Genomic DNA, 22,986 nt, shown 5'->3' with positions numbered 1-22,986 from the left:
GTGAAATCCAACAGTTCCCACATGTTAACTATAAGACCCAAAAACCGAATACTGATTCTTTTAGTTTCCCCTCATCTATAGCCTTCGTTCTCAAGCTCAAGACCCCCTTAAAACTCAGGGGCTCCCTCACAAAAAAAGAGGCGGATGCTTCGACATCCGCCTCTTTAAAATCTGCATCATTTTGCAAAACGATTAGTTCAGCAGCAGGTTTGGAATGTACAGAGCCAGCTGCGGAATGAACGTGGTCAGCACCAGTGTCGGCAACCATGCAAAGAAGATGAACATCAGCGTCGGCTTCAGCATCTTGTCAACCGAGGTATCCGTCACCTTGGATCCCAGATACAGCAGTGGAGCAGTCGGTGGCGTAATGTTCGCCATGCCCAGGTTCACACCCAAAACAGCCGCAAAATGGATCGGGTCCATACCAACGCCCTGCACGATTGGAAGCAGCAGCGGCGTTGAAAGCAGGATACCGGAGATATCATCCATCAACATACCGATGATGATCATCACCAGATTCACCATCAGCAAGATCATGATTGGATCTTCAGAGACGGAGTAGACAAACTCCTCTGCAATCGCCGGGATGTCTTCAAAAATCAGGAAGCGGCTCACGATCAACACCATGAAGATCATCGCCATAACAACACCAATGGTGATACCTGAGTTCAAAATGGTTTCACGGAAGGTTTTCCAGGTCAGGCCACGGTAAACGTAGATCGCAACAGGGATCGCATAAACAACAGCAACGCCAGCGGCTTCCGTTGGTGTCATGATGCCACCATAGATCCCGCCGAGGATGATGACAGGCATCATCAATGCAGGAAACGCTTTCAGGCCGCGACGCTTGAACTCGTAATTGAAGTCATCTGGACGCTTTTCCAGATTGATGTCTTTATGCTTGCGCAGCATCACCTGGTTTACGATGATCAACAGCGTAATGAGGATCAAACCGGGAATGACGGTGGAAAGGAATGCACGCAGCACGGACTGCTGTGCGACCCAGGCATACAAAATGTGAGAAGCGCTTGGTGGGATCAACAATCCAAGCGGTGCAGCGCTAACGATCAGCGCAGCTGACTGGCCTTCAGGATAGTTGGCCTTGCGCAGATGCGGCATCATGATGCCACCAATGCAAGTCAGTGTCGCGTTTGCACTTCCGGAAATTGAACCAAAGACACCGGACGCAAGCACAGTTGCAGCAGACAAACCACCTTTGATGTGCCCGACAAACAGCTCCGCCACGCTGACAAGAGGCGCAGCGATACGCCCTTTTTCCATAATACCGCCAGCAATGATGAACAGCGGAATAGCCAGCAGAACCACATTGTTCATTTTCCAGTGGCCGGTTGGTAGATAACCAGCAACATCATGGCCGCCCATATAGGCAAGGAAAATAAGAATTGCGCCAAATGCTAGGTGTACGCTTACACCAAGCAGCAAAAGGCCGCATAGAATGGCAATTGACCCAACAATAATCATTGCGCTGCCCCTTGAGCTTTTATTGGTTCTTCTTCAGGGTGTACGTTTTCCGCAATTTCGCGGGGTTCCCGTTCCGGCCATTTTAGACCGTTTCGCAGCAACAGATAAAAGTGCAGCACGGCGAACATGGTCATGAACAGGAAGCCCAGGAAAATAGCTAATCGAGGCGCAAAGAATGGAATCTTCAGCGCAACGGTCGTCTGCCACATTGGGTAGGAGGCAAGTTCTTCCTCAAGCATGAGCCAGCCCCAATACGTGACCGCACTTAAAACGCCAATTTCAATGATTTCTACAGCCATCTCACGCCACCAGATGATGCGTGGGTTTTTGATCAGAAAGCCAAGCACGTCTGCGTTGACATGCTCTTTGCGTGCTGAGGCGACAGCAGCAGCCATGAAGAACATCCAGAAACTGATGGTCATCAGCCATTCTTCATAGGCAAAAAGGTTGCCACCAAAACCATAACGGACAATCACAACCATAAAAAATGTGAGCGCCATGATTACACCGCCGGCTGTAATCATGAAGTTCATCAGTTTAATGACGCCGTTCAGCGGTTTAGCCACTGGCCTTGGAAGTTCGCTCGTCAGAATACTCATCTGATATTTGCCCTTCGTTTCTTGAAACCAAATAAGTCATAGAAAAGGCCGGCGCAGGGTATGCGTCGGCCTTGAAGAGAAGGGCTTATTGGAAGTCTTTCTTCAGACGGTCAATGGTGTCCTGACCAACAACTTCAGCCATTGCAGGCCAAACTTTTTCACGTACACGCTCAGCAAGAACTTTTTCCTGCTCAGGGGTGAAGCTCAGGACTTCATAACCGGACTCTACGAGTTTCTGCTTGAAGTTCGCATCGTTCTCTTTGTTGAACTGGAAGTACTGCTTGGAAGCTTTATCAAACGCAGCTTTTACAACAGCTTTCTGCTCATCATTCATCTTGTTCCAGGTTTTCAGAGAACCATAGAAAGAGTTGATTTCAGAGATCGCGTTGTACTCTACGAAGTACTTACCAACATTGGACTTTGCGAAGATAGTGTAAGCAGCCTGCTTGGTGCAGCACAAGGTGCCGTCAACAATACCGGACTGCATTGCAGGGAACATATCACCCCAAGCCATCGTGGTGGTGTTGTAGCCCAGAGTTTCTGCCATGTCTTTAACAACAGCAGAAGACCAGACACGGATGTTCATGCCTTTGTCGCCAAAGCCTGCGTAGTCTTCAGGCTTTTTGTTCGCAACAACACCAACAAAACCTTCAGGGTTGTGGTTGAACAGCTTCAGACCGAGGTTTTCAAGACGCTCATTGATGATCTTGTTGTACTCAGAATCTGGGTTCAACATCACGTTTTCCAGATCATCCCAGCTGGTGAACAGGTATGGCATGGACATGATGTCGAGCACAGGATCTTTGTGGGAGTAGATGAACGCCATCACAAAGTCCACGTTACCGCGGATGGTGTCTTCAACCAGAGACTCACCGGAACCGAGCTGGCTTGCAGGGAAGACAGAAACTTTCAGGCCAACATCAGCAGCCTCAATTTCCTTTTCGATCTGCTTCAGCATCTTGGTGCCTTCGTGATCGACAGGTACCGTACCAGCGATTTTCAGACGCAGATCAGCAGCGTATACGGAGGACGCCAGTGTCAAAGCAATTGCACTTGCTGCACCTACGCTCAATACGCGACGGAAACCCTTTGATACAGTTTTAAGGCTAGGTTTGTTCATTCTTGTCTCCCTAATAACCATCCAGATACGCATCTATTGCTTATCATTGGCTCCCGGATGGCCGATTATGCCTCTCGCAACACAGGTGACTTGCGTCAAATCGTGTCACTCAAGATTTTTAGATTGCTACAGCTCAGGGGCCGCGATCAGAAACATCTTTCATTGCTCTTGATGAGTGATGTCCCTGTAAGTGCTTATCCCCTTGTGCCGAATAGATGCGAAGAACTGGCAATAAAGCGCAGTGCGTTTCACATGCATACTTTTACTAACTCGGGAAACATACTAGATATAATTCAAATGATCCATATTTTTTTCACTATTGACCATTTGTCACCTTATGAACTAGTCATATCTACTGAATTTGAAGAAATTTTGGGCGGAAAGCTCTTCAAATTATAGGGTTTTAGGCAAACCAAATGGCAGCAGCAATTTTCTGCATCAAAAAAAGACACTGATATATCAATTTAATATCGGTCGAAAATCGAGAGGAACATCGAAGATGCAGAAACGCTACATGCAAAAATCGAGAATTTTGAGTGGCTGATACATTTGATCCATTTGCACCAAAAAACTTAAAACAATGATTCGTTTGGGAGGGGAAACTATGACGAGAAGCTACCAGGAGACGGTTGATCAACTCACGAAAGCCTATCCAAATCTAAGCAAGCAGCTCAAGAAAAGCGCGGCTTATGTCTTGGAATATCCAAGTGATGTTGCCACCCTGTCCATGCGTCAGGTTGCAGCCCGTGCAGACGTCCCTCCTCCCACAATGAACAGACTTGCAAAATCTCTTGAGTTTGGAACCTACAATGCCCTGCGTGATGTCTATCGCGGCGGGTTCGAAGATTTTTCCTCCAACTACCCTTCCCGAGCTGGAGAGCTGCAGGCCACACATGGCACCTCGGATATTGAAGCCTCTTTGCAAAGCTTCAAAAGCGCAGCTCTTGGCAATCTGAAGCATTTGTTCGACACCGTCGACCGGGATCATCTCCAACAAATCGTCTCGTCACTGGCCACCGCCCGGAACGTGGTTGTTGTTGGTATGCATGCATCCCACTCACTCGCAAATTACCTGCACTATGTTGCCTCCATGTGCTTTCGTAACTGGCGGCTCATCAATCGCAAGAATGGCGAAATCGCAGATCAGGTTGAGTACATCAACGCCGATGACGTTGTCGTCGCAATCTCCCTGAACCCATGCGCTGCAGACACAGTACTCGTTGCAAAACGGGCCTATGAAGTGGGTGCAACGGTCGTCGGCATCACCGATACCAGAACATCTCCACTTGCCACTTATTCAACCGACCTCCTGCTCACCCCTGTTCAAAGCCCGCATTTCTTTGAGAGTTATGTCGCCACTGCGGCCCTTCTGGAAATGATCCTTGGCTTACTGGTGGCAGACAGCGGGCAGGTCGTCATCGACAACATCACAAGGCTGGAGCGCTGCCGCAATGAACTCGGCGAATACTGGCCAGACCAATAAACCAATAAGAACTCGGAATACCCTATGACAAAGCTCAGTCTCCTTGCCGGTCAGATCAACATTCCTGCGATGACCACAGCAGACCAGCGAGACGCACATGTGCGCTCCGTGACCACCAGGTTGCATCAGCAACTCACTGTAAAGCCACATGATCTGGTTGTTCTACCTGAGCTTTCGACCGTTGATTACTCCAGAGCTGCCTTCGCTGAACTCGGCGTGCTGGCAGAAGACCTGAACGGCCCCTCCGTCAAAGCATTTGGCGCTTTGGCAAAACAGCACAACACCACAATCGTCTTCGGCATGCCGCGCAAAGCAGAGGATCACTATAAGATCTCTCAGGTCGCTGTCGGGCCGGACGGAGCTGTCATTGGCTGCTACGATAAGCTCCACATTTGCCAGTATGGCGCATCTATGGAGAAGGAATACTTCGAGAAAGGCGACCACCTTTTCTCGTTCTCCGTAAAGGGCATAAAGGTTGCACCAATCATCTGCTATGACATCCGCATCCCTGAACTCAGCCGCACACTGGCCCTGCAACACGGCGTTGACCTGATCCTGCACAGCGGCGCGTATGCCCGGGATGAAAGCTTCTTCAGCTGGCACGACTTCGTGGTCACCCGCGCTCTGGAAAGCCAGATCTTCTTCCTCAGCCTCAATCGCGCTGGCGAGAACTTCGGTAATTCCACATTCTGTCCTCCCTGGACAGATGAGAACACACCACGCACAATCTTCCCTCAAACCCACGAGCATTTTGAGAGCTTTGAGCTGGATACGGCTGTGATTGATCAAGTGCGCGAAGACTACACATTCCGCAAGGATTTGCTGGAAGACTACTCCCAGCTCAAGCATCAGGAACCTGAGCTGCTCAACCAATAGCTAGCTCTATTCCCATCAGTTTTCCCTCTAGTATCGGTTGCAACAAAACAACTTTCTGGAGGGGAAACACGCCATGACAGATCTGCCACAGCTCACGGACGCAACGCTTACGCTTGAAAATCGCGTTGCCACACTCACCATGAACCGTCATGACCTGCGCAACGCCCTCACCGGCTCTGCGCTGATTGACGACATCGTGGCAACGGCGGAATGGGTCAATATCTGCCCTGATGTCTCAGTTCTACTTCTGACAGGTGCAGGCTCCGCTTTCTCCTCAGGTGGCAACATCAAAGACATGGCAGAACGTGGCGGTGACTTTGCTGGCAATGTGGCTGAGGTGGAGAACCACTACAGGCGCGGCATCCAGCGCATTCCTCTCGCCCTGCAAAATGTGGAAGTGCCGATCATTGCAGCCGTCAATGGCCCTGCCATCGGAGCGGGCTTTGACCTTGCCAACATGTGCGACATCCGCCTGGCCTCCACCAAAGCCAAGTTTGGTGAGACCTTCCTGAACCTTGGCATCATCCCCGGCGATGGCGGCGCATGGTTCATGCAGCGTTTGATCGGCTACCAGCGCGCAGCAGAGCTTACCCTGTCGGGACGTGTTATCAACGCCCAGCAAGCCAAGGAATACGGCCTTGTGTTGGATGTGTACGAGCCAGACGACCTCATGGCGGAAGCCAGCAAGATGGCTCAGCAGTTCGCCTCTCAGCCCCCAAAGGCCACCCGCCTCACCAAACGCTTGCTGAAGATGGCCCAGCGCACTGAGCTAAAAGACTTCCTCGACCTGTCCGCATGCTTCCAGGGCATGAGCCACAATGAGCCGGAACATCTGGAAGCTGTGCTCGCTTTCATGGAAAAGATGAAATAAGCATCAAAACAAGAAGAGCGCTGCAGACTGGCGGATACCCGGCAGCGTACAGCGCTCATTCAAGAAACAAGAAATGCCCTACTTCGCTGGCCTGCGGATGGATGGTTCTGCTTCCAAAACCAGCGGATTGAGCCCCTCTCCGCCATCCTTCACAATATCAAACAGTTGCAGCCGCATGCGCGGCTCCCAAAAATCATTAATGTGATCGGCAATACCTGCAACCGCCTCTTCATGCGGCTTATGCTTGAAGAAACCAGCGATCTGGTTTGCCATGTAGGTGAGCTTTTCTGGTGCCATACCCGAGCTCTCCTCCCTTTTAAACTCTCAGTTCCATTGCGCGCAGACTGCACAAGCCTCTCTGAAGTCAGAGGACACTCATGCAGCCCAGCGTCAAATACACTTATTCCGCAGCTTCAATCCGGCGAGACCGAGCAGCATGTTCCTGATATTCTTCCTGCCAGTCTGTCTGACCGTTGGAAAGAGAAACCTGAACCGCCGTCACCTTGTATTCCGGACAGTTCGTCGCCCAATCAGAATAGTCGGTCGTCACCACGTTTGCCTGTGTCGCCGGATGGTGGAACGTGGTGTAAACAACACCCGTTGAAACACGATCCGTCACATTCGCCCGCAAGCTGGTTTCGCCAGAACGGCTCATAAGCTTAAGCCAGTCACCATCTTTAATGCCGCGCACTTCTGCATCATGTGGATGGATCTCCAGCACATCTTCCTCATGCCAGACCACATTGTCTGTACGCCGAGTCTGAGCTCCAACATTGTACTGGCTCAGAATACGGCCCGTGGTCAAAAGCAGCGGGAAGCGTGGACCGGTCTTCTCATCCGTCGCAACATAGTCGGTCCGAATGAAACGGCCTTTGCCACGAACAAACCCGTCCAGATGCATGGTTGGCGTGCCTTCCGGCATTTCCTCATTACAAGGCCATTGAACAGAGCCTTGCTCTTCCAGAAGGTCGTAAGTCACATTGGCAAAGCTTGGAGTGGTTGCCGCAATCTCCTCCATGATCTGAGAAGGATGCGTATAGGTCCAGTTCGCACCCATGGCATTCGCAAGCAACTGGGTCACTTCCCAATCCGCATAGCCATTGCGCGGCGCCATCACTTTGCGCACGCGGTTGATACGCCGCTCAGCGTTGGTGAAGGTGCCATCCTTCTCCAGGAAGGTGGAACCCGGCAGGAACACATGCGCATAGTTCGCGGTCTCATTCAAAAACAGGTCATGAACAATCACGCATTTCATGGCAGCAAGACCAGCAGCAACGTGCTTCGTATCAGGATCAGACTGCAAGATGTCCTCACCCTGCACGTAAATGCCCTTGAACGTTCCCTCAACAGCTGCATCCAGCATGTTCGGAATACGCAAGCCCGGCTCGTCAGAGATGGTCACACCCCAGATCTGCTCATAGATATCACGCGCATCAGCATTCTTCACATGGCGATAGCCCGGCAGTTCATGCGGAAACGACCCCATATCACAGGAGCCCTGCACGTTGTTCTGACCACGCAGCGGGTTAACACCAACGCCTTTCTTGCCGATATTACCAGTCAGCATGGCAAGGTTCGCAATGCCGATAACGGTCGTGGACCCCTGACTGTGTTCCGTCACGCCAAGGCCGTAATAGATCGCGCCATTACCGCCGCGCGCATAAAGCCGTGCTGCACCGCGCACTTCCTCAGCAGGAACACCCGTCAGCAACTCAGCAGCTTCAGGGCTGTTGGCCAGATCAGAGACGAACTCAACGTAATCCTGAAACTCATCCATATCACAACGTTCACGAATGAAAGCCTCATCGAACAAGCCTTCAGTCACGATCACATGCGCCATCGCAGTCACAATCGCAACGTTCGTTCCCGGACGCAGCGCCAGATGGTGCGAGGCCTTGATATGTGGAGACTTCACCAGATCAGTCCGGCGCGGATCAATCACGATCAGCTTTGCACCCTGACGCAAGCGCTTCTTCAAACGAGAACCAAACACCGGATGCCCGTCTGTCGGGTTCGCCCCGATCACCAGCACCACGTCGGAATGCTCAACACTGTCGAAGTCCTGCGTCCCCGCAGAGGTGCCAAACGTCTGACCAAGGCCATAACCGGTTGGTGAATGACATACGCGTGCGCAAGTGTCCGTGTTGTTGTTCTCAAACACGGCTCGTGTCAGCTTCTGGACGAGGAAAGTCTCTTCATTGGTACAACGAGAGGACGTGATCACACCAACAGACTCTTTGCCGTACTGCTGCTGAATGCCCTTCATCTTGTTCGCCGCAAAGCTCAAGGCTTCATCCCAGGAAACTTCCCGCCATGGCAGATCAACGCTCTCACGAACCATCGGGTTGAGGATACGGTCCTGATGCGCCGCATAGCCATAAGCAAAGCGGCCTTTCACGCAGGAATGACCGCGGTTCGCCTTGCCGTCCTTATACGGCACCATGCGCACCAGCTCATCACCGCGCATCTCTGCCTTAAAGGAACAACCAACACCACAATAAGCGCAGGTCGTTACCACAGAACGTTCCGGCTGTCCGATATCAATCACAGACTTTTCCTGAAGCGTTCCTGTCGGGCACGCCTGCACACAGGCACCGCAGGACACACACTCAGAATCGAGGAAACTCTCAGACATCCCCGCAGTCACGCGAGAGTCAAAGCCACGACCAGTAATGGTCAGCGCAAAAGTACCCTGCACTTCCTCACAGGCCCGCACACAGCGCGAGCAGACAATGCATTTGGCAGGGTCATAGGTGAAATACGGATTGCTCTCGTCCTTTGGCTTCCAGCAGGCATTCACCTCACCGCCGCCGTCACGCATTTTGAAGTGGTTCTGCGCATCAGCGCCATAGCGCACATCCCGCAGACCAACGGCTCCAGCCATGTCCTGCAGCTCACAGTCACCATTGGCAGCGCAGGTTAAACAGTCCAGCGGGTGATCAGAGATGTAAAGCTCCATCACACCACGGCGCAGGCCTTTAAGACGATCCGTCTGGGTGCGAACCTGCATCCCCTCTTCCACCAGCGTGGTACAGGAGGCAGGCGTTCCACGGCGTCCTTCAATCTCCACAAGGCACAGGCGGCAGGAGCCAAAGGCATCAACCATATCCGTCGCGCACAGCTTGGGAACCTGAATACCAGCTTCCATGGAAGCTCGCATCACAGAGGTTCCTTCAGGCACGCTCACATCAAAACCATCAACGGTGATAGTGACAGTCTTTTCAGCGGTCGATTGAGGAGTACCAAAGTCTGTTTCTTTAATCAGGGTCATGGGTTCACTCCGCCGCGTCAGTTAATGGCTTTACATGAAAATCCTGCGGAAAATGCGTCAGAGAACTCATCACAGGATAAGGTGCAAACCCGCCAAGAGCACACAGCGAGCCCATTTTCATCGTATCGCAAAGGTCAGTGAGCAACTCCACTTGCTGCTCTGGCTGATCCCCTTCGGCAATCCGGTCCAGCACTTCCACACCGCGCACAGACCCAATACGGCACGGCGTACACTTGCCGCAGCTCTCAATGGCGCAGAACTCCATGGCAAAGCGTGCCTGCTTGAGCATATCGACCGTGTCGTCAAACACCACGATCCCCGCATGGCCAATCATGCCATTACGCTCAATAAACGCCTCATAATCAAAGATCGTGTCAAACAAAGACGGCGGGAAATAAGCCCCCAGCGGACCGCCAACCTGAACAGCCTTCACCGGACGACCACTCAAGGTGCCACCGCCGATATCGTAAATCAGCTCGTTCAGTGTCAGACCGAAAGCCGTCTCAAACAACCCGCTGTTCTTGATGTTGCCAGTCAACTGGATCGGAATAGTCCCGTGGGAGGAACCAACACCATAATCGCGGTAGAACCGTGCGCCGCGATCCATGATGATCGGCACAGACGCCAGCGACATCACGTTGTTGACCACAGTCGGACAGCCAAACAGACCCTCAATCGCAGGAAGCGGAGGTTTCGCCCGCACAATACCGCGTTTGCCTTCAAGGCTGTTGAGCAGCGAGGTTTCCTCACCGCACACATAAGCACCAGCCCCTTCACGCACTTCCATATCAAACGCATGATCAGAGCCCATCACGGAAGCTCCGAGAATACCGGCTTTGCGCGCAATCTTGATCGCGTCCTGCATAATCGCAACCGCATGCGGGTATTCAGAACGGGTGTAGATGTATCCCTTAGTCGCACCAACCGCGATCCCGGCAATGGTCATGCCTTCGATGAGAACGAACGGATCGCCCTCCATGATCATCCGGTCAGAAAACGTACCACTGTCACCTTCATCTGCATTACAGACGATATATTTCTGCGCACCTTGCGCCTTCAGCACAGTGTTCCATTTGATACCTGTCGGAAAACCAGCGCCACCGCGGCCACGCAGACCACTGTCGGTCACGTCCTGCACAATCTCCGCAGGCGTCATCTCAAGCGCACGCTTCAGGCCAAGAAAACCGTGATGCATCTCGTAATGTTCAAGAGAAAGCGGATCAGTGATGCCACAGCGAGAGAACGTCAAACGCGTCTGTCGCTTCAGATAAGGCATCTCTTCGGTCAAACCATGACACAAAGGATGGTCACCACCATCCAGCAGGCCCGCATCCAGCAGTCCGGCCACATCAGATGGCTTCACCGGACCATAGGCTATCCGGCCCAGCTCGGTTTCAATCTCAACCAGCGGCTCCAGCCAGTGCATACCGCGAGATCCGTTACGGATGATTGTCGCATCCACACCGCGCGCACGCAGCTCTTGCGCCAGCGTCTCAGCAACACGGTCAGCGCCAACCGCCAAAGCAGCAGCGTCGCAAGGAACGTAAAGGACAGCCCCCATCACTTCACCTCCTCAACAAGCTTCAGCACAGCCTCTTCATCAAGGCGGCCATGCAGGTTGCCATCCATCATGGCAGCTGGTGCACACGAGCACAGGCCAAGGCAATAGACCGGCTCCAGCGTCACCTTCCCATCAGGCGTGGTTTCATGCCACTTGATACCAAGGTCTCTTTGAATATCATCTGCAAGCTTTTCGCCGCCCATCGACTGGCAGGCTTCTGCACGGCAAACCTTCAACACATGGCGTCCGGCAGGTTCTGTACGAAAGTCGGGGTAAAAACTCATTGTGCCGTGCACTTCAGCACGGCTCAGGTTCAACCGATCTGCGATCTTTAAAAGCGCATCCTCGGGAACATAACCAAATTTCCCCTGCACATCGTGCAGGATTGGCAGGAGCGGCCCTTCCTGATGTTCGTGGACATCAATAATCGCGGCCGTTTCTTTTTCTATATCCTGCGATTGCGTCTGCAAGGCCATAAAATCCTCCCTCCTCGCACGTCAATGCTTCGTGTTGGCACAATATGTCGCAGGCAATCAATATGATATATCCGTTGGGCGATTGCACATCCCTATCAAGGAAATCACGTAGAGAGCTCTTTGCCCTGCGAAATTCTAGTAATTCTCTTCAAAAAAATGTCCAAAAGCGGCGCACGAGGCTCACGCTGCGTCGCAATCAATCCAACCATAATACTGGCATAAGGATCAGAGATCGGGATGATCTCCAGGTGATCAGAGGCAATTGTCTGCGCCACGGCCTGCGGGATAATCGTCCCCCACCGCCCGGTACGCACGTGCGCCAGCAGGCACATAATGGAATCTGACTGCAGCACAGGCTTTGCCACCACATCAACATCATGCAGGATATTGTTGATGATACGCCGGCATTGCATGTCACTGGTCAGCAAGCACAACGGAACCCCGCTCACATCCTCCAGCGTGGCATGCTCGCGGCCAGAAAGCGGCCCCCCTTCAGCCACCACAAAGCAATAGCGCTCCCGATAAAGAGGAATTTGCAAAACCCGCCCCAAAGGCTCGTTGTCCAGATAGGTCAGCCCCACATCAATTTCCAGATTTTCCAACTGCGCCAGAATCTCAGAGGACGGACGCGAGAACACTGCAAAATCAACGCCCGGGTTTTCCTCGCTAAAGCATGTGGTGAGTTCTGGAACATATGTCAGAGCTGTGGGAATGGAGGCAATCCGCAACGTACCCGATTGACCATCACTGACCGCCTTCAGCTCCTGCTTCATGGTCCGCGTATCAGCCACAAGCTTGCGGGCCCATTCCAGCACCCGCTCCCCTTCAGGCGTCAGCCCCTGAAAACGCGAGCCACGCAAAACCAGCAGAGCGCCAAGCTGTTCTTCAAGATGCTTGATGTTGGCCGAAAGCGTCGGTTGCGTCACACCACACTCGTCCGCCGCCTTCCCAAAATGCTTCTCACGCGCCAACGCAATAAACATCTCCAGCTTATCGATCATGGGTTATCCTCGCAAACGTTCCCGCAACACCATCCATCAGCAGGCACCAGCCTTGTCAGGCCGATACCACTCGGGATTGCTCATATCCTCCTACAAGCAATCCCTTAGATGTTTTTTCTTAGCTCTGAAATGAACTAGCATATTCAGAGCAAGAACGATAACGCGGAACGTCAAGAACACAGCGCGGTTTGGATAAACTCTGCAATCAGACGTTCATACCAATGAAGCTTACACCAGCGACCATGAATATGGCGGCCAGCATGCGGCGCACCCAGTTGCCTTCACCCAGGACGACAAAACCGATTAAGGCGGCAAAGATGACGGAAGTTTCGCGCAAGGCTGAGACCGCGCCCAGCGGTGCAAAGTTTTTGGCGTAAAGCACCAGACCATAAGCAATCATGGAGACAAGACCGCCCGTCAGGCCCAGTGCCCATGTTCTCCTGGAAAGGCTTGGCAAAACAGACCACCGCCGCACACCAATGAAGGCTGCGATAAAGACCTGCAAAAACGCACCCCACGCCCAGTAACTCAACGTGTTGCCAGAAAGCCGGACACCAACACCGTCAACCAGCGAGTAAGCGGAGATACAAACACCTGTGGCAACCGCGAACCCAAGCGCCGCACCGCCAACACCTTGCCGCAAGGCAGACCAGCTGGACATCTGAATACCAAACCCGATCAAGCCAATGCCAAACCACGCCCAAAACGGCAGCACTTCGCCCACAAACAGCATGGCCCATAAGGAAACCAGAGCCGGGACAATACCGCGTGCGATGGGATAGACCACACTCAGGTCCCCATGACGGTACGCCTGCCCCAGCGTGTAGTAGTAGACAAAGTGAATGCAGGTGGAGAGCGCCACATAGCCAAAACTCTCAGGTGCAGGCAAAGGCAGGATCATGATCATGACACCTGCCGGGATCACATGCCCAAACGCCACAAGTCCGAGAGTAAGTGTACGGTCACCCGCTGTTTTAACAATCGCATTCCAGATCGCATGCAACAGTGCAGCTGCAAGGATTATCATTATGATGGATAGGCTCATCAATCAAAACCATTCGTAGTGTGGAAGCCTGCCGGGCAGCTTTTGTAAAGCTCCATCATCTGATTTGCGACTGACCTCGCAACGCCAGAAAACCGGCTTCCATCTTGTTTTATCTATCTTTTAAAATGCTGTAATTTCGAAGGTTTTCGATTTCTGCATCTGGTTGCCTGCGTGCAGCTTTAAGCAAATCACAGGCAGGTAGTCTTGTTTCAACTCAGCTTTTTCGGGAGGCTATGAAGCTTTGAATGCCCCAGTCCGCAAAGGCAGTCACAAACGGTTCGTCAAGCGGGCTGTCGGTCACCACATAATCCACCTGTCGTGGGTCCGGTCCTACATACGGCGCTGTCTCACTCAGCTTGCCATGATCAAACGCAACCAGCACCCGATCCACTTTTTTTGCAATGGCAGCACTCAGTTGGGATTCAGCACTGCTTTGATAGAGAAACCCCTTGCTGGCAGAGACCGCATCAAGGCTGAAGATGGCCATATCAAGCGCGAACCGCTGTACCTGACAATAGGTGTCGTGACCAAAGGTTCCCCGGTCATTGACCTGCATTTCACCACCAAGCAAATGCACGCGGTTGCCGTTCACATTCACCAGTGTCTGCGCAACACCAATGGAGTTTGTGACCACCGTCAGGTTCCTGCGCAATCTCAGGTCTTCCGCCACATATGCCGTGGTTGAGCCGACATCCAGATAAACGGTCATGCCATCTTCAACCACGTCACACACAACAGCGGCGATCAGCCGTTTCTCATTGGTCCGCTGCGAAATACGGCGAAAGAAGCTTGGGTCGTTTTGCGAGTTCGCCAGATACGCCCCGCCGCGCACTCGCTCAAGGTCTGAAGTCATCGACAAAGACTTCACCGTCCGGCGCACAGTTTCTTCAGAAACATCCAGTGCTTTAGCCAGATCAGCATTGCGTGCCGATCCGCCAAGTCGTTTCAGAACTTCCAGCAGTTCCAGTTCGCGGTGGCTATGAGACATCTGCCCCTCACGTTTGCGCGGATAATCACGTTCTGTGATTGCCTTACTCCACAACTACAGTCAAATTCCAACACATATGTCGATTTATGTTGGAATTTGTGTGTAGCTGTGGATTATTTGCTGGCAAACGACCACAGTTACATCTCTCTTTCATATTGCCGGAGTAACGGTCTGTCGGACTGCGCCACACCTGTGGCTTTGGGGGATCAGGAACATGCAAAACAAACGCAATGTGCTTTTTATCATCATCGACCAGCTGCGCGCGGATTGTGTGTTCGGTGAACTTGGCAAACACGTAAACCTGCCAAACCTACGCGCGTTCATGGAAGACAGCGTCACCTTTACGCGTCACTTCTCCGTCACCAATCCATGCGGCCCGTCCAGAGCGTCACTGCTGACAGGGCAATACGCCATGAACCATCGTTCCGTGCGCAATGGCACACCGCTGAGGCACGACACGCCCAACATCGCAACGCAAATGCGCAAGGCGGGCTATCTGCCCATGCTGTTTGGATACACGGACACCTCACAGGATCCCCGTGCCTTCCATCCGAACGACCCAGCAGTCAGAACCTACGAATACCCGATGAACGGCTTCCATGAGATAACGGAGATGCGCATGGATATGTCCTATCCATGGCAGTCTCACCTCATGAACCAGGGGTATAAATTTGAGAAGTACTGGGACGTCTACAAGCCCATCTCACCCAAAGGCAAAGCCCCACGCCTCAACGATCCTGCGCTCTATGCAGCTGAAGACAGCGACACGGCGTTTCTAACAGATGCCTTCCTCAAGACAATGCCAGCCTACAGTCAGCAAAGCTGGTTCGCGCATCTTACCTACATTCGTCCGCATCCTCCGCTCGTCGCCCCTGCCCCGTATAACGACATGTACGATCCGCAAAACCTGCCGCTCCCAGAGCGACTGGAAAGCGCAGAAGACGAGCAGGCCCAACATCCGTTCTTCACCCCGGTCATGCAAAACAACAGCGCAGCCAGCTTTGTTGAGGGCTTCCCGGATCTGGAACCAACAGACGAGAACATCCGTACCCTGCGCGCAATCTATCTCGGGCTAGCCACAGAAGTGGATCACCATGTAGGCCGTGTTGTGCAGTTCCTCAAAGACACAGGACAGTACGACGATACCATGGTGATAATCACAGCTGACCATGGCGAAATGCTGGGCGACCATCACAGCTGGGGGAAAATGACCGTTTATGATGCGGCCTACCACACCCCTCTCATCATCCGCATGCCAGACGGAGAGCACGGAACGCAGGTCTCAAAGATCACCGAGTCCATCGATATCATGCCAACCATTCTGGAATGGGTCGGGCAGGATGTTCCAGGCTCCGTGGATGGCAAGTCCCTGCTCCCGTTCCTCCAAGGTGAAACACCTGAGAACTGGCGCACGGTCTCCATGTCAGAGCTGGACTTCGCTGACCCGTTACAGCCAACACTCTGGCAGCAACAGCTTGGAACCAAACTGGACAACTCCTGCCTGAGCATCTTGCGCGATGAGCGTTTCACACTTGTGGAGTTTGCAGCAGATCTGCCCCCCATGCTGTTTGATGCTAAGGGCAAAGGTGAAATGGAAAATCTGACGCAAAAGCCAGAGCATGCTCTAACACTGGCACGTATGACCCGCGAACTCCTCCGCCATCGTATGAAGAACATGGACAAGACCCTGTCCAACTGGATGATCACCACAGACGGCCCGAAACACTGACCTAGGAACGGGGCATCACACCATGCCCCGTTTTTCACCACAAACAGACAGCAGCTGATCAACGCTGTTTAATCTCCTCAATCATCGCCTTACCAATCTCAGCGATCACCGCATTGCGCTGCCTAAAACTCGCATCACTGCCCATCATATAAACCGAAGCCAAATATGGTGCTCCTGCATCCGGCCAGATAACACTGATAATCCCACGCGAACCATTCTGACCTCCACCGCTCTTGTCTGCAATGCGCCAGCCCTTCGGCAGATGCTTTCGGATCAACTCATCCGCAACCTTGTCATCCACCATCCACTGCTGCAGCTGTGCGCGGGAAGACGGAAGCAACACATCCTCAAACAGCAACCTGTCCAATGTCTTGAGCACAGCAGAAGGCGAAGTAGTATCACGGGGATCTCCGTGCCTGGCTTCGTTCATAGCTGGCTCATTCCGGTCCAGACGCGTCACCCGATCACCAAGCCCACGTAAGAATCTGGTCAGCCCTTCCGGCCCATCAACGCGTTTCAAAAGCAAGTTTGCAGCACTGTTATCGCTCATGGTGACCGTCGCTTCACACAGCTGACCAACACTCATTCCAGAAGCCACATGGTTCTCCGTAATAGGAGAATAAGAGACAAGCTCGGTTGCTTTGTAAGTGACAAGATCACCAAGGCTCTCTTCACCGCGATCAACACGGCTTAAAACGGCTCCGCAGAGCAATGCCTTAAACGTGCTGGCCATAGGAAACCGCTCATCCGCCCGATGCTCAACGGCCCAGTCAGATCCGGTATGGCGCAGCACCACACCAATGCGCCCTCCAACCTCAGTCTCTAACTGACTGACTGTATCCATCAGTGGCCCCGCCTCGCTGGCTAAGGGCAAGCTCAACGTGAAGGCCAACGCACATGCAAACCGTCTCATAGGAACGCAGCTTTCCTCTAAAAAACGCAACATTCTCCAATTCCTTTCATGGTGAGCAGCGGCCCCATCAACAAATAAATTTCATGAAACAGGTACAGCCTATCCCCTGCTGTAAAGCAGAACACTCAGCAGCATAAATTCGCCAAAACCAGCGCTTAAGCTAGAAATTTAATGTGGTGAGCACCGGTATAATCAGATGCATCCTCAGACCTAAACACTTTTAGGTAGAGCCACAAACGACTAATTCTCGACACAAATATTAGAAAAACTAATAGGCATGGACCGACCAAACATCCCCCTCAACGCCCTCCGCGCCTTCGAAGTCGCCGCCCGGCAAGGCAGTTTTACCCGCGCAGCAATCGAGCTGAGAGTCACACAAGCCGCTGTAAGTCATCAACTTATCGCTCTGGAAGAACTACTGGGAACACCTCTTTTCCACCGCACCCCGAAAGGCCTGATTCTCACCGATGAAGGCACAGCCTTACACCCCATCCTCACCCAAAGCTTCGACAGGATCGGAAACATCCTCGACCGTTTCCTTGATGGTCGCTATCAGGAAACCCTCAATGTCGGCGTCGTGACCACCTTTGCAACTGGCTATCTCATCGAGCGCCTGCCGGACTTTCAGCAAAAGCATCCCGGTGTGAACCTGCGCCTGTTCACCAACAACAACCGCGTCGACATCACCAAAGAAGGTCTTGATATCGCAATACGATTTGGCGAAGGCCTCTGGCCGGGCCTGCAAGCAACACCATTGCTGACCACCCCTTTAACCCCATTGTGTTCACCAGATATCGGCCTCTCTCTCAAAACCCCTCAGGACCTCACCAATCACACGCTTTTCAGATCCTATCGTTCAGATGAATGGGAGTTATGGTTCCAACACGCAGCGTCAGCCTGCCCCAAAATCACAGGCCCAGTCTTCGATTCATCCCTCGCCATGGCCGACATGGTTGAAGCAGGTTTAGGCATCGCCCTTCTGCCCCATGATATGTTCAAGCGCAGAATGTCAGAAGGTCGCCTCGTCAGACCGTTCCCCCTCGAAGTCACAACCGGCAAATACTGGCTCACCCACCTCAAATCCAAATCCGCCACCCCAGCAACCACCCTCTTCAAAAACTGGCTACTCGCTGATGCACCGAAGCCCGCTCCTTAAGGAAACTCAATCCAAGTCACCGTCCGTGTCTTGATAAAACAACGCAACGAATTGAAAGAAAAACCAAAACCTATCTCACACCTCTTCAACCTATCTTGGCTGAAGTGCTTTTCAGGCATGACTGGAAACGTCAGCGAGTGAGGATATGTTTCTCAGCGACAGAGCAAAGGATTCAATTAAGGTTGGGTTAGCAATGGTGATCGCCTACGCCATTGCGCTCTACATGGATTGGGACCGCCCGTATTGGGCTGGTCTAGCCGTTGCATTTATCTCGCTGGAAACATCAGGACAATCCTTCAACAAGGGTGCGCAGCGCATTGCCGGAACACTCCTTGCAGCGGTCGCAGCACTCCTGATCCTCTCCCTCTATCCGCAACAACGCTGGATGTTTATGCTTGTCTTATCCAGCTTTGTTTTAGTTTGCACCTATATGAAGAGCACAACACGCAACGCCTATTTTTGGAACGTGGCAGCTTTCGTAACAATTATTGTGGTTGTGGATTCATCAACAAGCAATGAGCCTGCCTTCTATACCGCAATGCTGCGGATTGAGGAGACTGCCTTAGGTGTGATCACCTACAGTGTGGTCTCAGCTGTCCTTTGGCCTAAGACATCAGCGAAAGCGCTTTACAGCACAGCCAGTCACCTGAGCCACGCTGCTCTTGGGATTTTTCAAGAAACATTGGACAACGGGTTCTCACGCGCTCCCCAACAGTACCTGAAGCAACAAGGTGACTTCTCATCATTACAGGCCAGATTCGAGGAGCTTTCCAATATTGCCCAACTCGAAAACTATGAAATCTGGGAGGTTCACGATTTATGGAAAGATGCCGCGAAACTGTGGGTTGATTACGAACGGGCAATAGAAGCGTGCCGGCAAAACATAGGTGACGTTCAAACAATTGAGCTTAAAAAACACCTGCCTTGGCGCACCCAATACATCAATGAAGTAGAGCAGCGCTTAACGGCTATCACCAAGATGTCTTTGGGAGAGCATTCGGACTACACCAGCCCACAACGCGAACTTCATATCAATAAAACCAATACTGCAGGTCTCAAGCAACTCGAAAAAGCAGCCCTGTCACTTTACGTCAATCAACTCAGAAACATCGAACATATTACATATCAGCTATATGAGATAAACGCCGTCATATTTGGCTTGCGCCAACGTACTGACACCACCTTTAAAGTCGCGCCTACGCCTAAAAAGCACATCATAAATATCGGCGCTTTGAAGGGGGCTTTTCGCGCCTTCCTGTGTCTTTGGATCGCTTATATCGCCTATATCTATTCCCCAAATCTTCCAACTGGCCCCGTACTTTTGATCTTAGTAGGCGTGTATAGCATCTCCCTATCAACCGACCCGTATATCAGGCCTCTCAGGTTGTTGAAGATTGGCGTTTCATCAAACATATTCGCAGCCTGCATCTACCTTTTGATAATGCCGCATTTGCATAGTTTCTGGTCTCTTGGGGCTGTCATTTTCATATCAGTATTTTCCATCTCCTATTTCTTTCATTCACCTGAGGCAACTTTGGGAAGAATGTTTGGCTTGGCGAATTTCGTAATGACAACAGGCATAAGCAACACCCAGACATACAGCTTCAATTATGCAGTCGATCAATTACTCGTTTTCATCATAGTCGTGGCAATTTTTGCGTGTGTGTCTACATTCACATTTAACCTGCGCCCAGAGGTTCAATATCTCAACCTGCTACGCCGCTTCTTTAAAGGTGCGAGCTATCTTTTGTCAGATCAGAAAAACAAACACACAACAAAGGATTCCGCCTGGCAACGCTACCTCAGACGACACTACATAAACGAGATCGAAAACATCCCTCATATCATTCGAGGCTGGATACCGGAGATCTCTCAAGACATTGAGAAAAGTGAACTGATCAAGATCACCGTTGTTCTTGAGGCACTTTCCATTCGCCTGTCAGTCCTGATGGATGAGTTCAAAACTGCTGAAAACAGCCAACTTTATGAGACGCTAAAGCATGACATTCATGGCTGGAGCACTCAGCTGATGACTGACTTCACAAAACTGGTGGAAGAGCCCTCATGTGAAACGTTAGAAGCGACTTTAAAACTACGCGAAACAAGACTCCCGGAAATAGAAGATAAAATCTCAAAGGCAGAGCAAGAACAGAGTAAATATGATGGAGAGTTAGGGGAAAGATTAAATATCTATCGCATTCTTGGAGGTATTCGCAGTGTTTATCAGGCATTAGAAGACTATGAAGAGCAATCTCAAAAAGTCGATTGGCCTTATCTGAAAGAAGCTCGTTTCTAAAGGAGTATGCGTCAATGAATGGATATCCTGGTGAATGGGCCATTGGGGCCGTTTACTTCCCCCCATTTCTGATCGCGTCTTTCTTAGGTTTGCTTCTCAGCTGGATCACATCACGTTTGTTAAACAGATACCGGCTTTCCAGATTCCTCCTCTATCCACCCGGCGTCTTCCTGGCTTTGGCCGTCATCTACACCGCAGTAATTGGAAGTTGGGTCATTCCGATATGAGAGCATTGAAACCCATACATAAAGCAATGATAACGGGCACGATCGTTGGCGTCGCAGTTCTCGCCTTCGCTTATAAATATTATGCCTACTTGCAAAATCCATGGACACGCGATGGTCAGGTCAGAGCGAACGTTATCCAAATCGCAACCCGCGTTTCCGGCCCAATCGTAGACCTTCCAATCAAAGACAATCAAAGCGTCCAAGCAGGGCAACTGCTTTTCCGCATCGATCCAAGAACATTTGAAGCAACCTTTGCTGAGAAGAAAGCGGATCTTGATCAAACGATCGATCAACTCAACGCGCTTGGAAAAGAACGCGAAGCCTCAGAAGCAAACGTTGCCCAGTATCGCTCGAACGTGGAGCAAGCCAGTTCAGAACTTCGCTCCTCCATCGCCACCCTGAAAAACATCAAGGGAAATCTGGACCGGAACGCCAAGCTGCTCAAAGACGGTTATGTCACGCAGCGCACATATGATCAGATTGAAAAGAGCTATATCGTCGCCCTCTCAGACACCGAAAAAGCTCAGTCAGGTCTCGCTCAAGCAGAAGCAGCTCTTGTAGAAGCTCAAGCCTCCCTTGCCAAGGTCATTGCAACACTTGGCGCAACAGGCGATGAAAACGCACAACTCCGCTCTGCAAAAGCAGCGTTACGCATGGCTGAGTTAGACCTTGGCTTCTCTCGTGTATCTGCACCTGTATCCGGCTACGTCACCAACCTTAACCTACGCCTGGGCAGTCAAACCGTTGAAAATGAGCCAGCCCTTGCCCTCGTAGATATTACCAGCTTCTGGATCGACGCCTACTTTCCAGAAACAAAAATCAGCAGGATCAACATCGGCGATAAAGTCATCATGACCCTGATGGCCTATCCTGATCAGGTGGTTCACGGAGAGGTCGAAAGCATCGGCTGGGGCATTTCTCAATCCGATGGCAGCACAGGCTCCGACCTGCTCCCTAACATCAACCCGACCTTCGAGTGGATACGCCTCGCCCAACGCATCCCGGTCCGAGTCAAAATCGCAGACATCCCCAAAGACATCCTCCTCCGCGTCGGCACCACCGTATCCGTCCTGGTCCTAACCAACACCGCCGCCGACAAAACCACCCCAGATGAACCCCCAGCACCGCTATTGTTTCAGTAAAGCAAGTTATTCCCCCTCTATCCCCCTGTTCATTTCAAAGAAATCTTTGAGGCTCATTGGGACACGAGGGGATATCTTTTCTCTCACCCCTTACAGCAATTAAAGCCTGTGTGACTCCTATGCATACTTTCTTCGCAACCAGTACAATGCCCCTTAGGTCAAGGTATGTTCACTTTCACCATCTCACCGACTTAGCAGCACAAATTCGAGTGCAAATACCGCCAACGAACGCAGATAGCAGCGCAACGTCGTTCCGACTACAGCTGAACACATTCACCTAGCGAAGGGCATCAGCTAATAACCATCGCCTCTCGTTCACTTATCACTAATTTGGTTGGGGCATGAGATGTGCCCTTCCCACAGGCTCACCCTCCTTCTCATTGTGATACATGGGCTGCTGCAGCGTTTGTCTCATCACAGCATCGTTAGGCTAAGCGTTTCCATCCCTTGAAGCCATTGCTGCGGTTTCACTGAGGCAAACTTGAGGCTGTATATTCAGGGATAAGGGAGTGCCTCGGTTCTAGGCGGTTTGGAGCTTTACTCGCAGTGTTTTCAGCCCTCTCATTCAAGACGGCCTAATCCCAAAACGACAAAAAGCCCCCATGCATTATGCATTGAGGGCTTTTTGTCTGATATGTTGTTCTGTTTTATTTTGTAGAGATTTGTCGGTGTGTATTATTCATGCCCGGCGGCGCCCTACTCTCCCGCGTCTTAAGACGAAGTACCATTGGCGCAGGGGCGTTTCACTTC

19 protein-coding genes are annotated in these 22,986 nt (G+C 51.7%); 8 read left to right on the top strand and 11 right to left on the bottom strand.

Translation table 11 applies throughout. The features are described 5' to 3' along the window. Positions 1-192 precede the first annotated feature (192 nt). The 3 genes from PsAD5_RS00095 to dctP form a co-directional block, all read right to left on the bottom strand. Complete coding sequence (locus tag PsAD5_RS00095) at positions 193-1,482, bottom strand: TRAP transporter large permease (RefSeq protein WP_063290604.1); 1,290 nt, start codon at positions 1,480-1,482, stop codon at positions 193-195. Next, complete coding sequence (locus PsAD5_RS00090; RefSeq protein WP_063290603.1) at positions 1,479-2,081, bottom strand: TRAP transporter small permease; 603 nt, start codon at positions 2,079-2,081, stop codon at positions 1,479-1,481. The genes PsAD5_RS00095 and PsAD5_RS00090 overlap by 4 nt, the downstream gene beginning before the upstream one ends. Positions 2,082-2,166: 85 nt before the next feature. Continuing rightward, entirely contained in the window at positions 2,167-3,201 is a 1,035-nt protein-coding gene (gene dctP, locus PsAD5_RS00085; RefSeq protein WP_063289337.1) for a TRAP transporter substrate-binding protein DctP, read from the bottom strand. A gap of 604 nt (positions 3,202-3,805) precedes the next feature. On the opposite strand from dctP, the gene PsAD5_RS00075 reads away from it, so the two are divergent. From PsAD5_RS00075 to PsAD5_RS00065, 3 genes are all read left to right on the top strand, one after another. Further along, a complete protein-coding gene (locus PsAD5_RS00075; RefSeq protein WP_063290601.1) occupies positions 3,806-4,684 on the top strand; it encodes a MurR/RpiR family transcriptional regulator in 879 nt (292 codons plus the stop codon). 24 nt (positions 4,685-4,708) lie between these two features. Continuing rightward, entirely contained in the window at positions 4,709-5,560 is an 852-nt protein-coding gene (locus PsAD5_RS00070) for a carbon-nitrogen hydrolase family protein (protein WP_063290600.1), read from the top strand. Positions 5,561-5,633: 73 nt separating this feature from the next. Further along, entirely contained in the window at positions 5,634-6,431 is a 798-nt protein-coding gene (locus PsAD5_RS00065; protein WP_063290599.1) for an enoyl-CoA hydratase-related protein, read from the top strand. A gap of 78 nt (positions 6,432-6,509) precedes the next feature. On the opposite strand, the gene PsAD5_RS00060 is transcribed toward PsAD5_RS00065, so the two are convergent. From PsAD5_RS00060 to PsAD5_RS00030, 7 genes are all read right to left on the bottom strand, one after another. Next, the gene (locus PsAD5_RS00060; protein WP_057463687.1) at positions 6,510-6,728 is read right to left on the bottom strand and encodes a formate dehydrogenase subunit delta; all 219 of its coding nucleotides are present in this window, start codon (positions 6,726-6,728) and stop codon (positions 6,510-6,512) included. A gap of 103 nt (positions 6,729-6,831) precedes the next feature. Then, positions 6,832-9,702, bottom strand: coding sequence for a formate dehydrogenase subunit alpha (fdhF, locus tag PsAD5_RS00055; RefSeq protein ID WP_063290598.1), 2,871 nt, complete (start codon positions 9,700-9,702; stop codon positions 6,832-6,834). Between the two features lie 4 nt (positions 9,703-9,706). After that, complete coding sequence (locus PsAD5_RS00050; protein ID WP_063290597.1) at positions 9,707-11,263, bottom strand: formate dehydrogenase beta subunit; 1,557 nt, start codon at positions 11,261-11,263, stop codon at positions 9,707-9,709. Then, positions 11,263-11,739 carry a formate dehydrogenase subunit gamma gene (locus tag PsAD5_RS00045; RefSeq protein ID WP_057463683.1) on the bottom strand — a complete coding sequence of 159 codons (477 nt, stop codon included), beginning with the start codon at positions 11,737-11,739 and terminating at the stop codon, positions 11,263-11,265. Before PsAD5_RS00045 ends, PsAD5_RS00050 begins: the two co-directional genes overlap by 1 nt. Before the next feature lie 104 nt (positions 11,740-11,843). After that, positions 11,844-12,740, bottom strand: a complete 897-nt coding sequence (locus PsAD5_RS00040) for a LysR family transcriptional regulator (RefSeq protein WP_063290596.1) — start codon at positions 12,738-12,740, stop codon at positions 11,844-11,846. A gap of 205 nt (positions 12,741-12,945) precedes the next feature. Further along, positions 12,946-13,767, bottom strand: a complete 822-nt coding sequence (locus tag PsAD5_RS00035) for an EamA family transporter (RefSeq protein WP_063289343.1) — start codon at positions 13,765-13,767, stop codon at positions 12,946-12,948. Positions 13,768-13,999: 232 nt separating this feature from the next. Further along, positions 14,000-14,773 (bottom strand): DeoR/GlpR family DNA-binding transcription regulator, encoded by a 774-nt coding sequence (locus tag PsAD5_RS00030; RefSeq protein ID WP_063290595.1) that lies wholly within the window; start codon positions 14,771-14,773, stop codon positions 14,000-14,002. 214 nt (positions 14,774-14,987) lie between these two features. Here PsAD5_RS00030 and PsAD5_RS00025 point away from each other — a divergent pair, with 214 nt between their 5' ends. Continuing rightward, complete coding sequence (locus PsAD5_RS00025; RefSeq protein ID WP_063290594.1) at positions 14,988-16,502, top strand: alkaline phosphatase family protein; 1,515 nt, start codon at positions 14,988-14,990, stop codon at positions 16,500-16,502. A gap of 58 nt (positions 16,503-16,560) precedes the next feature. On the opposite strand, the gene blaPSV is transcribed toward PsAD5_RS00025, so the two are convergent. Beyond that, positions 16,561-17,415, bottom strand: a complete 855-nt coding sequence (gene blaPSV / locus PsAD5_RS00020; protein ID WP_063290593.1) for a PSV family class A beta-lactamase — start codon at positions 17,413-17,415, stop codon at positions 16,561-16,563. A gap of 277 nt (positions 17,416-17,692) precedes the next feature. On the opposite strand from blaPSV, the gene PsAD5_RS00015 reads away from it, so the two are divergent. The 4 genes from PsAD5_RS00015 to PsAD5_RS00005 all read left to right on the top strand — a co-directional run bounded on the left by PsAD5_RS00015 (position 17,693) and on the right by PsAD5_RS00005 (position 22,236). Beyond that, a complete protein-coding gene (locus PsAD5_RS00015) occupies positions 17,693-18,571 on the top strand; it encodes a LysR family transcriptional regulator (protein ID WP_063290592.1) in 879 nt (292 codons plus the stop codon). A 145-nt stretch (positions 18,572-18,716) separates the two neighbouring features. Next, entirely contained in the window at positions 18,717-20,867 is a 2,151-nt protein-coding gene (locus PsAD5_RS00010) for an FUSC family protein (protein WP_063290591.1), read from the top strand. Positions 20,868-20,881: 14 nt separating this feature from the next. Then, the gene (locus PsAD5_RS27475) at positions 20,882-21,094 is read left to right on the top strand and encodes a DUF1656 domain-containing protein (protein WP_082596670.1); all 213 of its coding nucleotides are present in this window, start codon (positions 20,882-20,884) and stop codon (positions 21,092-21,094) included. Beyond that, entirely contained in the window at positions 21,091-22,236 is a 1,146-nt protein-coding gene (locus tag PsAD5_RS00005; protein ID WP_063290590.1) for an HlyD family secretion protein, read from the top strand. Before PsAD5_RS27475 ends, PsAD5_RS00005 begins: the two co-directional genes overlap by 4 nt. The last annotated feature ends 750 nt before the right edge of the window (positions 22,237-22,986 follow it).

The sequence above is a fragment of the Pseudovibrio sp. Ad5 genome (assembly GCF_001623095.1).
GTDB lineage: Bacteria > Pseudomonadota > Alphaproteobacteria > Rhizobiales > Stappiaceae > Pseudovibrio.
This window is presented reverse-complemented; position numbering and strand designations above follow the sequence as displayed.

Bases quoted from the DNA above. Each gene is read 5' to 3' on its own strand.
- PsAD5_RS00095 (WP_063290604.1), bottom strand. From the start codon at position 1,482: ATGATTATTGTTGGGTCAATTGCCATTCTATGCGGCCTTTTGCTGCTT.
- PsAD5_RS00090 (WP_063290603.1), bottom strand. From the start codon at position 2,081: ATGAGTATTCTGACGAGCGAACTTCCAAGGCCAGTGGCTAAACCGCTG.
- dctP (WP_063289337.1), bottom strand. From the start codon at position 3,201: ATGAACAAACCTAGCCTTAAAACTGTATCAAAGGGTTTCCGTCGCGTA.
- PsAD5_RS00075 (WP_063290601.1), top strand. From the start codon at position 3,806: ATGACGAGAAGCTACCAGGAGACGGTTGATCAACTCACGAAAGCCTAT.
- PsAD5_RS00070 (WP_063290600.1), top strand. From the start codon at position 4,709: ATGACAAAGCTCAGTCTCCTTGCCGGTCAGATCAACATTCCTGCGATG.
- PsAD5_RS00065 (WP_063290599.1), top strand. From the start codon at position 5,634: ATGACAGATCTGCCACAGCTCACGGACGCAACGCTTACGCTTGAAAAT.
- PsAD5_RS00060 (WP_057463687.1), bottom strand. From the start codon at position 6,728: ATGGCACCAGAAAAGCTCACCTACATGGCAAACCAGATCGCTGGTTTC.
- fdhF (WP_063290598.1), bottom strand. From the start codon at position 9,702: ATGACCCTGATTAAAGAAACAGACTTTGGTACTCCTCAATCGACCGCT.
- PsAD5_RS00050 (WP_063290597.1), bottom strand. From the start codon at position 11,263: ATGGGGGCTGTCCTTTACGTTCCTTGCGACGCTGCTGCTTTGGCGGTT.
- PsAD5_RS00045 (WP_057463683.1), bottom strand. From the start codon at position 11,739: ATGGCCTTGCAGACGCAATCGCAGGATATAGAAAAAGAAACGGCCGCG.
- PsAD5_RS00040 (WP_063290596.1), bottom strand. From the start codon at position 12,740: ATGATCGATAAGCTGGAGATGTTTATTGCGTTGGCGCGTGAGAAGCAT.
- PsAD5_RS00035 (WP_063289343.1), bottom strand. From the start codon at position 13,767: ATGATAATCCTTGCAGCTGCACTGTTGCATGCGATCTGGAATGCGATT.
- PsAD5_RS00030 (WP_063290595.1), bottom strand. From the start codon at position 14,773: ATGTCTCATAGCCACCGCGAACTGGAACTGCTGGAAGTTCTGAAACGA.
- PsAD5_RS00025 (WP_063290594.1), top strand. From the start codon at position 14,988: ATGCAAAACAAACGCAATGTGCTTTTTATCATCATCGACCAGCTGCGC.
- blaPSV (WP_063290593.1), bottom strand. From the start codon at position 17,415: ATGAGACGGTTTGCATGTGCGTTGGCCTTCACGTTGAGCTTGCCCTTA.
- PsAD5_RS00015 (WP_063290592.1), top strand. From the start codon at position 17,693: ATGGACCGACCAAACATCCCCCTCAACGCCCTCCGCGCCTTCGAAGTC.
- PsAD5_RS00010 (WP_063290591.1), top strand. From the start codon at position 18,717: ATGTTTCTCAGCGACAGAGCAAAGGATTCAATTAAGGTTGGGTTAGCA.
- PsAD5_RS27475 (WP_082596670.1), top strand. From the start codon at position 20,882: ATGAATGGATATCCTGGTGAATGGGCCATTGGGGCCGTTTACTTCCCC.
- PsAD5_RS00005 (WP_063290590.1), top strand. From the start codon at position 21,091: ATGAGAGCATTGAAACCCATACATAAAGCAATGATAACGGGCACGATC.